The organism is Nocardioides euryhalodurans (assembly GCF_004564375.1).
In the GTDB taxonomy this organism is placed as follows: domain Bacteria; phylum Actinomycetota; class Actinomycetes; order Propionibacteriales; family Nocardioidaceae; genus Nocardioides; species Nocardioides euryhalodurans.
This window is the reverse complement of record NZ_CP038267.1, coordinates 2,055,218-2,067,970: the sequence shown is the minus strand read 5'-3', so window position 1 is coordinate 2,067,970 and position 12,753 is coordinate 2,055,218. Positions and strand designations below refer to the sequence as shown.

14 protein-coding genes are annotated in these 12,753 nt (G+C 72.9%); 9 read left to right on the top strand and 5 right to left on the bottom strand.

The features are described from left to right. Positions 1-13: 13 nt before the first annotated feature. Positions 14-961, top strand: a complete 948-nt coding sequence (locus EXE57_RS09810) for a proline dehydrogenase family protein (protein ID WP_244246774.1) — start codon at positions 14-16, stop codon at positions 959-961. A 57-nt stretch (positions 962-1,018) separates the two neighbouring features. Further along, on the top strand, positions 1,019-1,789 hold the full coding sequence (gene proC, locus EXE57_RS09805) for a pyrroline-5-carboxylate reductase (RefSeq protein WP_135080812.1): 771 nt from the start codon (positions 1,019-1,021) through the stop codon (positions 1,787-1,789). Position 1,790: 1 nt separating this feature from the next. Here proC and trpS read toward each other — a convergent pair whose 3' ends face one another. Together trpS and EXE57_RS09795 are read right to left on the bottom strand one after the other, a co-directional pair. Next, positions 1,791-2,738, bottom strand: coding sequence for a tryptophan--tRNA ligase (gene trpS, locus EXE57_RS09800; RefSeq protein WP_135076998.1), 948 nt, complete (start codon positions 2,736-2,738; stop codon positions 1,791-1,793). A gap of 161 nt (positions 2,739-2,899) precedes the next feature. Then, positions 2,900-3,574: an HAD family hydrolase gene (locus EXE57_RS09795; RefSeq protein ID WP_135076995.1), complete on the bottom strand. Its 675-nt coding sequence runs from the start codon at positions 3,572-3,574 to the stop codon at positions 2,900-2,902. A gap of 56 nt (positions 3,575-3,630) precedes the next feature. On the opposite strand from EXE57_RS09795, the gene EXE57_RS09790 reads away from it, so the two are divergent. The 5 genes from EXE57_RS09790 (at position 3,631) to EXE57_RS09770 (ending at position 7,662) form a co-directional block, all read left to right on the top strand. Next, a complete protein-coding gene (locus tag EXE57_RS09790) occupies positions 3,631-4,815 on the top strand; it encodes an acetoin utilization protein AcuC (RefSeq protein ID WP_135076992.1) in 1,185 nt (394 codons plus the stop codon). A gap of 231 nt (positions 4,816-5,046) precedes the next feature. Continuing rightward, positions 5,047-5,205, top strand: a complete 159-nt coding sequence (locus tag EXE57_RS09785; protein ID WP_425271682.1) for a helix-turn-helix domain-containing protein — start codon at positions 5,047-5,049, stop codon at positions 5,203-5,205. Positions 5,206-5,341: 136 nt separating this feature from the next. Continuing rightward, positions 5,342-5,443, top strand: coding sequence for a 30S ribosomal protein bS22 (locus EXE57_RS09780; protein ID WP_008356322.1), 102 nt, complete (start codon positions 5,342-5,344; stop codon positions 5,441-5,443). A gap of 22 nt (positions 5,444-5,465) precedes the next feature. Continuing rightward, positions 5,466-6,530, top strand: coding sequence for an NAD-dependent epimerase/dehydratase family protein (locus EXE57_RS09775; protein ID WP_135076985.1), 1,065 nt, complete (start codon positions 5,466-5,468; stop codon positions 6,528-6,530). Continuing rightward, positions 6,523-7,662, top strand: a complete 1,140-nt coding sequence (locus EXE57_RS09770; protein WP_135076982.1) for a lysophospholipid acyltransferase family protein — start codon at positions 6,523-6,525, stop codon at positions 7,660-7,662. The genes EXE57_RS09775 and EXE57_RS09770 overlap by 8 nt, the downstream gene beginning before the upstream one ends. A gap of 13 nt (positions 7,663-7,675) precedes the next feature. On the opposite strand, the gene EXE57_RS09765 is transcribed toward EXE57_RS09770, so the two are convergent. The 3 genes from EXE57_RS09765 to EXE57_RS09755 all read right to left on the bottom strand — a co-directional run bounded on the left by EXE57_RS09765 (position 7,676) and on the right by EXE57_RS09755 (position 10,829). Next, a complete protein-coding gene (locus EXE57_RS09765; protein WP_135076979.1) occupies positions 7,676-8,863 on the bottom strand; it encodes a DUF5667 domain-containing protein in 1,188 nt (395 codons plus the stop codon). A 139-nt stretch (positions 8,864-9,002) separates the two neighbouring features. Further along, positions 9,003-9,758 carry a sigma-70 family RNA polymerase sigma factor gene (locus EXE57_RS09760; RefSeq protein WP_244246773.1) on the bottom strand — a complete coding sequence of 252 codons (756 nt, stop codon included), beginning with the start codon at positions 9,756-9,758 and terminating at the stop codon, positions 9,003-9,005. A 192-nt stretch (positions 9,759-9,950) separates the two neighbouring features. Then, entirely contained in the window at positions 9,951-10,829 is an 879-nt protein-coding gene (locus EXE57_RS09755) for an HAD family hydrolase (protein WP_135076976.1), read from the bottom strand. Positions 10,830-10,883: 54 nt separating this feature from the next. Here EXE57_RS09755 and EXE57_RS09750 point away from each other — a divergent pair, with 54 nt between their 5' ends. Both EXE57_RS09750 and EXE57_RS09745 read left to right on the top strand, forming a co-directional pair. After that, a complete protein-coding gene (locus EXE57_RS09750) occupies positions 10,884-12,485 on the top strand; it encodes a class I adenylate-forming enzyme family protein (RefSeq protein WP_135076973.1) in 1,602 nt (533 codons plus the stop codon). Continuing rightward, entirely contained in the window at positions 12,482-12,721 is a 240-nt protein-coding gene (locus EXE57_RS09745; protein WP_135076970.1) for a glutaredoxin family protein, read from the top strand. Before EXE57_RS09750 ends, EXE57_RS09745 begins: the two co-directional genes overlap by 4 nt. Positions 12,722-12,753: the final 32 nt, after the last annotated feature.

Here is a 12,753-nt window from a genome sequence, read left to right as displayed (position 1 = left end):
TAGCCTGTGCGCCATGTCCCTGCTCCGCCAACCACTCCTGATGCTGTCCCGCAGCCGCCACGTCCAGGAGCTCGTCAGCACCATGCCGGTCTCCTCCGGGATCGTCCACTCCTACGTCCCCGGCGAGACCACCGACGCGGCCGTGACCGCGTCCGAGGAGCTCGTCGCCGGCGGCATGTGGGTCACCCTCGACTTCCTGGGCGAGGACACCCTCGACGTGGAGCAGGCCGAGGCCACCGTGGCGGCGTACGTCGAGCTCCTCGGCGAGCTCGCCCACCGCGGGCTGGCCCGCCGGGCCGAGGTGTCGGTCAAGCTCAGCGCGGTCGGCCAGGCGTTGCCCGACTCGGTCGCCGGCGGCGGCCACAAGATCGCGCTCGAGAACGCCCGCACGATCTGCCGCGCCGCCCGCAACGCCGGCACCACGGTGACCCTCGACATGGAGGACCACACCACCACCGACTCGACGCTGGCGATCCTCCGCGAGCTGCGCAAGGACTTCCCCGAGACGGGCGCGGTGCTGCAGGCCGCCCTCCACCGCACCGAGGCCGACTGCCGGGCACTGGCCCACGAGGGCTCGCGGGTCCGGCTCTGCAAGGGCGCCTACCTCGAGCCCGAGGAGGTCGCCTTCCAGGACCGGATCGACGTCGACCGCTCCTACGTCCGCTGCCTCAAGGTGCTGCTGGCCGGGCAGGGCTACCCCATGATCGCGACGCACGACCCGCGGATGATCGAGATCGCCGGGTCGCTCGCCAGCCGCTACGGCCGCGAGCGCGGGACCTACGAGTTCCAGATGCTCTACGGCATCCGGCCCCTCGAGCAGCAGCGGCTGGCCGAGTCGGGCGAGACGATGCGTGTCTACCTGCCCTACGGGACCGAGTGGTACGGCTACCTCATGAGACGTCTCGCGGAGCGTCCGGCCAACCTGTCATTCTTCGTGAAGTCCTTGGTCTCCAAGAAGTAGGAAGGCGCTGACGTGGCCCAGGCTGAGTCCAGTGCGGCGATCCTCGGCGCCGGCGTGATGGGGGAGACCCTGCTCTCCGGCCTGGTGCGGGCCGGTCGCCGCGTCGACCACCTGCTGGTCGGCGAGAAGCGGCCCGAGCGGGCGCGCGAGCTCGAGGAGCGCTACGGCGTGGCGGTGGTCTCCAACGCCGAGGCCAGCCGCCGGGCCGACACGGTCGCGATCGTCGTCAAGCCGCAGGACATGGGCGACCTGCTCGACGAGATCGCGGGCGAGCTGCGCCCCGGGCAGCTCGTGGTCTCCCTCGCCGCCGGCATCACCACCGCCTTCATCGAGTCGCGCGTGCCCGACGGCGTCGCCGTCGTCCGGGTCATGCCCAACACGCCGGCGCTGGTCGACGAGGGGATGGCGGCGATCTCGCCCGGCTCCCACTGCGACGAGCAGCACCTCGCCGAGGCGGAGGCGCTGATGTCGTCGGTCGGCAAGGTGGTCCGCGTCCCCGAGCGGCAGCAGGACGCGGTCACGGCGATCTCCGGGTCCGGGCCGGCCTACATCTACTTCGTGGTCGAGTCGATGATCGAGGCCGGCGTGCACCTCGGGCTGCCGCGGGCCACCGCGACGGACCTGGTCGTGCAGACCGTCTTCGGGTCCGCGACGATGCTCCGCGAGACCGGCTCGCACCCCGTGGTGCTGCGGGAGCAGGTCACCTCGCCCGGCGGCACCACCGCGGCCGCGCTGCGCGAGCTCGAGACCCACAAGGTCCGGGCCGCGTTCCTCGCGGCCATGGAGGCCGCCCGCGACCGTTCCCGCGCGCTCGCCGAGGGCTCCTGACTCACAACCCGACGGCCTCGCGGGCCGCGTCGAGCACGGGCGTGCTGACCTCGAGGCACCGCTCCTCGCCCCGGGCGAGCACGCCGTCGACGTACGCGGGGTCGGCGGCGAGGTCACGGTAGCGCTGCTGCAGCGGCTCGAGCACGGCCACCACCGCGTCGGTCACGGCCGCCTTGAGCGCGCCGTACGTGGTCAGGCCGGCGGGTGACCCGCCGCAGGCGGTCAGGATGTCGAGCAGGTTGGTCACCCCGGGCTTGGCCTCCCGGTCGGCGCGCACGGCGTCCGGGCCGGTGTCGGAGTCGGTGACCGCACGCGCCAGCTTGCGGCGTACGACGTCGGGCGGGTCGAGCAGCAGGACCGACCCGGCCCCTTCGACCGACTTGCTCATCTTGCGGGTCGGCTCGGCGAGGTCCATGACCCGCGCCCCCGCCGCGGGCGTGACGATCTCCGGCACGGTGAACACCTCGCCGTAGGTCCGGTTGAAGCGGAGCGCGAGGTCACGGGTGAGCTCGATGTGCTGGCGCTGGTCGTCGCCCACCGGCACCTGCGTGGGTCGGTAGAGCAGGATGTCGGCTGCCATCAGGACCGGGTAGGTGTAGAGCGAGACGCGGGTGGAGTCGCGGCCGCGGCCCTTCTCCTTGAACTGGATCATCCGGTTGAGCTCGCCGGTGTGGGCGGTGCACTCCAGCAGGTAGGAGAGGGCAGTGTGTGTCGGCACCCGGCTCTGCCGGAACAAGGTGCTCTGCCCGAGACCGGCCGCGAGCAGCAGCGTCGACATCTCGGCGGTGCGCGCCCGCAGCGGGCCCGGGTCGTGCGGCGTGGTCATCGCGTGCAGGTCGGAGATGCCGTAGTAGGCGTCGTCCTGCCGCTCGGCCATCGGGCGCAGCGCGCCGAGCAGGTTGCCGAGGGTGAGCCGCCCGGACGGGGTGAGCAGGGAGAGGGTGGTCATGCGGTGCTCCTGTGGGTAGGGCCCACGGGCGCGCGTACGGTCGGCCGCCCGGGGGCGGCCGTGGTCGATGAGGGTGTGCTCGAGCAGGGGTCCGCCGTCAGGCGGGCCACCGGAGGAGGGTGGAGGTCGTCGGCACGCGTCCAGTCTGCCAGAACCCGGCGTCAGTCCCGGAGGACCTGGTCGAGGCTGCTCACCCGCGTGACGCCCGAGCCCCTGCCCGTTCCGGAGCGGTCCAGCCAGACCGCCTCGAGCCCGGCGGCCAGGGCGCCCCGGACGTCGAGCTCGAGGGAGTCGCCGATCATCAGGGTCCGGTCCGGCGGGGAGCCCGCCACCGCGCAGGCGTCGAGGAAGGCGCTCGGGTGCGGCTTGGACGCCGCGAGCCTCGAGGTGGCGACCAGGTGGTCGACCTCGTCCGCGAGGCCGGTCCTCGTCAGCTTGAGGGACTGGTGGTCGTGGTCGCCGTTGGTCAGCACGGCGATGGTGGCGCCGGCGAGGCGGGCGCGCCGCAGCGCAGGGGCGGCGTCGGGGAAGGCCTGCCACGCCTCCTCGTAGCGGGCGAGGTGCTCGGCGAAGGTGGCGTCCGCCTCGTCGTCGGAGTCGAGCGGGACCTCCGGCAGGAACTCGCGGATCCGCACCCGACGCTGCTCGAGGTAGGTCAGCTCGCGGTCCTGGTAGCGACGGTAGTGACGGTCGCTGAGGGCCGTCCAGCGCTCGACGAGCCGGTCCTCGGGATCGTCGAGGCCCCGGTCCCGGGCCCACCCGACGACGGCGGACCTGGCCGCGCCGTGCTGGTCCACGAGGGTGTCGTCGAGGTCGAAGAGGACTGCTGCCCACATGTCCGCCATCGTGCCGCACCGGAGGTGCGACCCAGGGCGGCGGTAGCGTGGCGGGCATGGTGGTGTGCTCCGGACCGGCGACGGTCGTCTTCGACCCGAGCCTCACCAGCTACGACTTCGGTCCGGCCCACCCGATGTCGCCGCTGCGGGTCGACCTCACCATGCGGCTCGCCGAGGAGCTCGGCGTCCTCGGGCACGGGCTGAAGACCGTCCCTGCCCCCACGGCCACCGAGGAGCAGCTGCTCACCGTGCACGACGCCGAGCTCGTGGCGGCCGTCGTCCGCGCCGGGACCACGGGGGAGCACAGCGACCGGTGCGGCCTCGGCAGCGACGACAACCCGGTCTTCCGCGACATGCACGTCGCGGCGGCGCACGTGGTCGGCGCCAGCATCGAGGCCTTCGACCAGGTCTGGAGCGGCCGCAGCCTCCACAGCGCCAACATCGCCGGTGGCCTGCACCACGGCATGCCCTCGCGTGCCAGCGGCTTCTGCATCTACAACGACGTCGCCGTCGGCATCCAGCACCTGCTCGACCGTGGCGCGGAGCGGATCGCGTACGTCGACGTCGACGTCCACCACGGCGACGGGGTGGAGCGGGTGTTCTGGGACGACCCGCGGGTGCTCACCGTCTCGCTCCACGAGACCGGCCAGATGCTCTTCCCGGGCACCGGCTTCCCGCAGGACTCCGGCGGACCGCGGGCGTTGGGGTCGGCCGTCAACGTCGCCCTGCCCCCCGGCACCTCGGACGCGGGCTGGCTGCGGGCCTTCCACGCGGTCGTGCCGCCGGTGGTGCGGGAGTTCGCGCCGGAGGTGCTCGTGACCCAGCACGGCTGCGACTCCCACATCGAGGACCCGCTTGCCCACCTGATGCTCACCGTCGACGGCCAGCGTGCGACCTACCTCGCGCTCCACGAGCTCGCCCACGAGGTCTGCGGCGGCCGCTGGGTCGCCACCGGGGGTGGCGGCTACTCCCTGGTCGAGGTCGTGCCGCGGGCCTGGACCCACCTGCTGGCGATCGTCGGGGGACGCCCGCTCGCCCCCGGGACCGAGACGCCACCGGAGTGGCGCGAGTACGTCCGGACGATGCTCGGCGCGACGCCTCCGATGCGCCTGACGGACGGTCGCACCCCGGCGTACCGCGACTGGTCGGAGGGGTTCGACCCCGAGTCGTGGCTGGACCGCGCCATCAACGCGACCCGGACCGAGGTGTTCCCGTACCACGGGCTGGACCCGATGCCCTGAGGCTCCGCAGGGCTGGCCCGCCCGGCAATTCCCTGCATGTCGCAAGCCGACACGCCGTCTCCCCACGAGTTTCAGTAGTGAATTGCTTCCCCACGGACCCCACAGGCCCTATCCTTCCCATGCGCGGCACGTTGTGCCCACCGGCGGGGAAGCCGGTGGCGTGCTGCCACAGAAAGCCGGTGCGCGATGGTGAACATGTCCGGGGATCACGCTGACCCCAAGTTCTTGACCGTGGCTGAGGTCGCGGCGATGATGCGCGTCTCGAAGATGACGGTGTACCGGCTGGTCCACAGCGGTGAGCTGCCCGCCGTCCGCGTCGGCCGCTCGTTCCGGGTGACCGAGGACGACGTAGACGAGTACCTCCGCAAGAGCTTCTACAGCGCCGGCTGACCTCCGGCGGGCCGTGTGCAGCGGCCTTCCACCCACCGGACCGCCTGCCCGCGGTTTCGGTCGGCCTGCGGGCGGCCGTTAGGCTGAGCCCGTCGTCGTCCGCCGACGTCGACCTCAGCATGTGAAAGGTTCTCCTGTGGGTTCTGTCATCAAGAAGCGGCGCAAGCGCATGGCCAAGAAGAAGCACCGCAAGCTTCTCAAGAAGACGCGCGTCCAGCGCCGCAAGCTCGGCAAGTAGGGCACGCCACGGCGCCACGACCATGAGTCGCCCGACGAGCGATCCCGGCAGGGTCGTCCTGGTCACGGGGGTCTCCCGCGACCTGGGGCGGCGGTGCGCCCGCGCGCTCAGCGACGCCCCCGGGGTGGCGCGGGTGATCGGGGTCGACGTGGTGCCGCCGCGCGGTGACATCGGCGAGGTCTCCTTCGTCCGCGCCGACATCCGCAACCCGGTGATCGCCAAGGTGATCGCCAAGGAGGACGTCGACACGGTCGTCCACATGAGTGTGATCTCGACTCCCGGCACCACCGGCAGCCGGCACACCATGAAGGAGCTCAACGTCATCGGGACGATGCAGCTCCTCGCCGCCGCGCAGCAGGCCCCCGGCCTGCAGCGGCTGGTCGTCAAGTCGACGTCGACCGTCTACGGAGCGAGCAGTCGCGACCCCGCGATGTTCACCGAGGACATGGAACCGCGCAGGCAGCCCCGTTCGGGCTACGCCAAGGACGCGGCCGAGGTCGAGGGCTACGTCCGCGGGTTCGCGCGCCGGCGCCCCGACGTCGAGGTGACCCTGCTGCGGTGCGCCAACGTCCTGGGCCCCCACGTCACGAGCCCGATCACCTCCTACTTCCGGCTCCCGGTGATCCCGACCGTGCTCGGTCACGACCCGCGGATGCAGTTCCTCCACGAGGAGGACCTGATCGACGTCCTGCAGCACGCCGCCCTCGAGGGGCGCCCCGGCACCTTCAACGTCGCCGGTGACGGCATCCTGATGCTGTCGCAGGCCGTACGCCGGCTGCAGCGCCCCAGTGTGCGGCTGCCGGGCTTCGCCGTCGGCAACGTCGGCTCGGCGCTGCGGCAGGCCCGGGTCGCGGAGTTCTCCCCGGAGCAGATCGGCTTCCTCACCTTCGGCCGGGGGATCGACACCACGCGGATGCGCGAGGAGCTCGACTTCCACCCCCGGTTCACGACGGCGGAGGCCTTCGCCGACTTCGCGGCGGCGCTGAGCCCCACGGGTGGGCGGACCACCCGGCTGATCGACCAGGTCGCCCGTCTCGTCGAGCCCGCCCCGCGTCCTCTCGAGCAGGCAGGAGCCGACCGTGGGTGACGCCGAGATCATCCCGATCGGCACCCGGGGTCGCCCCGGCCGCGGCACGGGCAGCGCCCGGCCCTCGGCCGCGGCCCGCAACCTCGCCCCGGGCACGCGTCCTGCCCGGCCGCCGGAGCCCCCGGCCGACGAGCCCGACGCGACGACACCGAGCGCAGCCGCCGCGGCCCCGCCCCGCGCGGTCCCTCCCGTCACGACGCGAGACCGCGGACCCCTGGCAGGCATCCCCGCCGGCGACTGGCTCTCGGCGTTCCGGCACGCCGCCCAGGAGCTCTTCGGTGACGAGTGGGAGCCGCAGCTGGCTCGCTTCCTCGCCTTCCTCCGGCGGCGCGTCACCGGCGACTACGTCGTGGACGAGTACGGCTTCGACCCCGAGGTGACCCAGCGGTTCCTCATGGCCGCGCTGCGACCGATCGCGCGGAAGTGGTTCCGGATCGAGGTCCGGGGCGCCGACAACATCCCCGCCGACGGCGGCGCGCTCGTCGTCTCCAACCACTCCGGCACGGTCCCCGTCGACGGCCTGATGACGATGGTCTCGATCCACGACGTGACCGGCCGCCACCTGCGGCCGCTCGGTGCGGACCTGGTCTTCGAGCTGCCGGTCATCAGCTCGATGGCCCGTCGCAGCGGTGCCACGCTGGCCTGCACCGAGGACGCCGAGCGGATGCTGGCCGGCGGCGAGCTGGTCGGGGTGTGGCCCGAGGGCTTCAAGGGCATCGGAAAGCCGTACTCCGACCGCTACAAGCTGCAGCGCTTCGGCCGGGGCGGCTTCGTGTCGGCCGCGCTGCGCACCGGCGTACCGATCGTCCCGCTGTCGGTCGTCGGGGCGGAGGAGATCTATCCGCTGGTCGGCAACGTGCCGTCGCTGGCCCGGCTGCTGGGGATGCCCTACATCCCGGTCACGCCGTTCTTCCCGTGGCTGGGCCCGCTGGGCCTGGTGCCGCTCCCCTCGAAGTGGCTGCTGGAGTTCGGGGAGCCGATCCGCACCGACGACTACGACGAGGGCGCGGCCGACGACCCGATGCTGGTCTTCAACGTGACCGACCAGGTCCGGGAGACGATCCAGCAGACGCTCTACACGCTGCTCATGCAGCGGGAGTCGGTCTTCCGCGGGAGCCCGCCGAAGGCCTGAGCGTCGGGGCTGCTCAGTCGCCCGTGAGCGGGTCGGTGAGGTCGTCGACGGTGTCGTCGAGCTGCTCCGTGGCGTCGTCCACGGTGTTGCCGACGGTGTCGTCCACCGTCTCCTTCACCTTGTCGCCGGCCTCCTTCAGGCCGTCGCGCACGGCGCCGAGCGGGCCACCGGGGTTGGACGCCGTGGGGTCGGAGCCATTGAGGGGATCGGTGAGCGCGTCCAGCGGACCGGTGTCGGTCCCGCCGCCGGTGCGGCCGCCACCCGGAGCCGTCACCACCGGGGTCAACGGGTTGTCGTCGGGCCCGGACCCGGATCCGTCACCGCCGCGGCGTCCCTCCCGGCCCTCGCGTGGGGGCGTCGCCCGCGGGATGACGAGCGTCCCGGGGTCGTCCACGGCGCCGCTGGCCAGCAGCACCGGCGGGATCTGGTCGATCCCGGCGCCGCCGCAGGACGGGCAGAGCTCCTCGGCGCGCGCGTCGATCCGGCTGACCGCCTCGGCTGCGGCGATGAGCTCGTCGCGGGCAGTGTCGGGAACGGTCCGCTCGAGGACCTCGAGGGTGTCCATGCTGGTGGAGGTGAAGTCGCGGAGCTCCCGGATCGAGCTCTCCTGCCCGTTCTGCTCGTACTCCTCGAGCAGCAGCTCCGACGCCGCGGTGGCCTGCTCGGTGAAGTCGACCAACGTCGTCGCGATCGCGTCGGCGTCCGCGCCGTCCGCGCTCTCGCTGAGCGCCGCGACCTCGTCGAGGCGACCGGTCGCATGGTCGAGCATCTGGGTGGCCTGCGAGTCGCGGTCGCTGGCGATGCCGGTCCGGGCGTCCTCGATGGCGCGCTTGAGCGGGTAGAGCATCTCGCCCGGCAGAGCGCTCTGGGAGGCGACCGCCATCGACGCCGTGGCGCCGACGACGGCGAAGCCGCCGATCGCGGCCGCCAGCCTCCGGTCGCGGGTGGTGCTGCGGGGCGGCAGCGTCAGGCGCGCGGTGTCGGCGGGCAGCAGCAGCGTGTCGGCCGCGGCCATCAGCTCCTCGCGCAGCCCGCGGACGAACTCCGGGCGAGGCTCGGGCGACGCAGGGACTCCGCGCAGCCCCTCGACGATCCCGAGGAACTCCGCGTAGCGGGCATCACGCGACGCGGGCCCGTCGGGGGCCTCCACCAGGGAGTCGAACTCCTCGGCGCGTCGTCGGGACGCGAACACCGACGTCATCGGCGGAATCCTGTCTTGTCGTCTGCGGCGGTCGTGGTCACGGGGAGGGCTCCCCGCGACACCGACCTCAACGACCCGCCGACCGGCGGGGTTACGGCCTGTGGGCCACCTGACATGGACAGCGTCGTGGGGGTGTGCATCAGTCGCGCACCCCCTCGGGCATCAGCTTGGCGAGGTTGCGCACGCCGCGCAGCTGGAGCTGCTTCACGGCACCGTCGGAGCGGTCGAGCACCTGGGCGGTCTCCGCGATGCTCAGGCCCTGCAGGAACCGCATGACCAGGCAGTCGCGCTGCTCGTCGGGGAGCTGGGTGAGCGCCTCCATCAGCATCTCGTTGGTGAGCGAGGCGAGGACGGCGTTCTCGGGCCCCTCGGTCGGGGCGTCGTGGGTGCCCATGTCCTCGGTCGTCATCTCGAGGCGGGTGCGCCCGGCCTTGAAGTGGTCGGTGCAGAGGTTGCGGGCGATCGTCATCAGCCAGGCGCCGAAGTCCTTGCCCTGCCAACGGAAGCCGTTCATCGACCGCAGCGCGCGGAAGAACGTCTCGGAGGTCAGGTCCTCGGCCAGCTGCTGTGAGCGGGTGCGGTAGTAGAGGAAGCGGTGCACCGACGGGTGGTAGTGGTCGTAGAGCAGCCCGAAGGCCTCCTTGTCGCCCGACCGGGCGAGGTCCACGAGAGCGATCAGCCGGCTCCGCTCGGCCTCGTCCTCCTCCGAGGACGCGGCCAGGTCGGCGTCGCCGTACGTCCCGCCGGAGCCGGTGCCGGAGGGCTTCCCGGGACCGGGGGAGACCGTCGCCTCGCTCAGCAGCCAGCCGGGAGGGCAGGGTGCCGGAGCGCCGACGAGTGCCGCCGCACGCTGCTCGAGAATGATCGCGGCGACGGTGGCGCGGAGCAGATCCAAGCCGCGCCCGACGTCACCACGACGCCGTTGCGTGTTGATGATGACCCTCCCGGTCAGCTTCCCCTGAAGCCACCGCCATGCTAGGGACGTCCACCGGGAGGGGGAACCCTTCCGGCGCAAATCGTGACCCGTGCCACACCATGGTCCCGCGCCCGGCCCGGCGTGTCCGCTGGACCCGCGGATCGGTGGGAGTCAGTGGCGGCGGCGGAGGGCGACGCCGGCGGCGACCGCGCCGCTCACGGCGCCGGCGGCCGCGCCGAGGACGAGGCCGGTCCGGGCGGCCTTGCGACCGGTCCGGTAGTCGCGGACCCGCCAGCCTGCAGCCTTCGCGTGGGAGCGCAGCCGGGCGTCGGGGTTGATGGCGCAGGGGTCGCCGACCAGCGAGAGCATCGGCAGGTCGTTGTAGGAGTCGGAGTACGCCGAGCAGCGGGCCAGGTCGAGACCCTCCCTGGCCGCGAGGGCCTTGATCGCCTCACCCTTGGCCGGTCCGTGCAGCATGTCGCCGACCAGCCGGCCGGTGTAGACGCCGTCGACGTGCTCGGCGACGGTTCCCATCGCGCCGGTGAGGCCGAGCCGGCGGGCGATGATCTGGGCGATCTCGATCGGGGCGGCGGTGACCAGCCAGACCCGCTGGCCCTGGTCGAGGTGCAGCTGGGCCAGGGCACGGGTCCCGGGCCAGATCCGGTGGGCCATCGCCTCGTCGAAGATCACCTCGCCCAGCTCCTCGAGCTCGGTGACGGTGTGGCCCGCGATGAAACCCAGGGCCGAGTTGCGGGCGTCGGCGACGTGCTCGGGGTCCTCCACCCCGACCACACGGAAGTACGCCTGCTTCCAGGCCGCCCCGAGGATCTCGCGCGTGGTGAAGAACTCCCGGCGGTGCAGGCCCCGCGCGAGGTGGAAGATGCTCGCGCCCTGCATGACGGTGTTGTCGACGTCGAAGAACGCGGCGGAGTCGGGGTCGGCGGGGGTGCTCAGGGCCGTCTCGACCTCGGCGGCGGACGCGGCGGCCTCACCGGCGAGGGCGGACCGCTGCTGGAGGTTCAGCGGTCGTCGCTGCCGCTCGGGCGTCATGCGGGCATCGTAGACGCCCGGCGCGGGCCTCGGCCGTGTGCGAGGATCGCGCCCATGCCTGTCGAGCCCGACGTCGCGCAGCTGGTGGCCTCGGCGGCCCGTGACCGGCCCGACGCGCTGGCCGTCGTCGAGGCCGGCGGTCGTCGGCTGACGTGGTCCGGTCTCGAGGACGAGGTGGCCCGCATCGCCACCGGTCTCGGTGAGGCCGGGGTGGTCGCCGGGCAGCGGGTCGTGATCGTGCTCGGCAACCGGATCGAGCTGGTCACCTGCTACCTCGGGGTGCTGCGGGCGCAGGTCGTCGCGGTGCCGGTCAACCCGGCCTCCACGACGGGGGAGCTGGCGCGGATGCTCGCCGACTGCGGCGCCCGACTGGTCGTGGCGGACGCGAGCACCCTTCCCGGCGTACGTGAGGCGGTGGCGCTGCTCGTACGGGCTCGCGCGGGGGAGACCACCGACCTCGACGACGACCTGGTGGCGCGGGCGGTCCCGACGCGGGTCGTGACCGTCGGCGAGGAACCCGGCGACGGCGAGGTCGGCCTGGACGTCCTCCGCGCGGCCGAGCCGCGGCCGGTGCCGCCGCTGCCCGACCCCGAGAAGCTGGCCGTGCTCCTCTACACCAGCGGGACGTCGGGACGTCCCCGGGCGGCGATGCTGACCCACCGGGCGCTGCTGGCCAACGTCGAGCAGGTCGCCGAGGTCGAGCCGCCGATGATGCACGGCGACGACGTCGTCCTCGGCGTGCTGCCGCTCTTCCACGTGTACGGCCTCAACGCGGTCCTCGGCGGGGTGCTGCGGCACCGCTGCAAGCTGGTGCTGGCCGAGCGGTTCGAGCCTCAGGGCACGCTGGACCTGATCGACGACGAGGCGTGCAGCGTGGTCCCGGTCGCGCCGGCGGTCTTCACGCAGTGGGCCGACGAGCCCGCGCTCAGGGAGCGGCTCGGCCCGGTCCGGCTGGTGCTCTCCGGCTCGGCGCCGCTCGCGGCCGAGGTGGTCGAGGACTTCACGGCGCGCACCGGCATCCCGCTCCACCAGGGCTACGGCCTCACCGAGGCCGCGCCGGTCGTCACGAGCACGCTGTGCTCACAGGTCCACCAGGCAGGGTCGGTCGGCGCTGCGCTCCCCGGGATCGAGATCCGGCTCGTCGACGGCCGCGGCCACGCCCCCGAGGGCGAGGACCCGGGCGAGATCGAGATCCGCGGTGCCAACCTCTTCAGCGGCTACTGGCCCGACGGCGCCGGCGGACCCGACGCCGAGGGCTGGTGGCGCACCGGCGACGTCGGCTTCCTCGACGCCAGCGGCGACCTCTTCCTCGTCGACCGCGTCAAGGAGCTCGTGATCGTCTCCGGCTTCAACGTCTACCCCGTCGAGGTCGAGGACGTCGTCCGCGAGGTCGCCGGCGTCACCGACGCGGCGGTGATCGGCGTCGAGGACCCCGGGACGGGGGAGGCCGTGGTCGCCTACGTCTCCGCGCCAGGCGCCGACCCGGTCGCGGTGGAGGCCGCCGTACGCGCCCGCTGCGAGGAGCGCCTGGCCCGCTTCAAGCAGCCGACCCGGGTCGTGGTGGTCGACGAGCTGCCGCTGACGGTCACCGGGAAGGTCCAGAAGGGCCGGCTGCGGGGCTTCGAGCGGCGCCGACGGTTGGGGCTGCTGGAGTGACGCCGCGCGTACGGCTCTACGTCCGGGACGGCTGCCACCTGTGCGAGGCCGCCCGCGAGGTCGTCGCGCGGGTGTGCGCCGACCTCGGCGAGACCTGGGACGAGGTCGACATCGACACCGATCCCGCGTTGCAGGACCGCTACGGCGAGGAGATCCCGGTGACCCTGGTCGACGGGCGCCAGCACGACTTCTGGCGCGTGGACGAGACCAGGCTGCGGACCGCCCTGCTGGGGTGACGACGGAGGCCTCGCAACCCGGTGGATGTGCG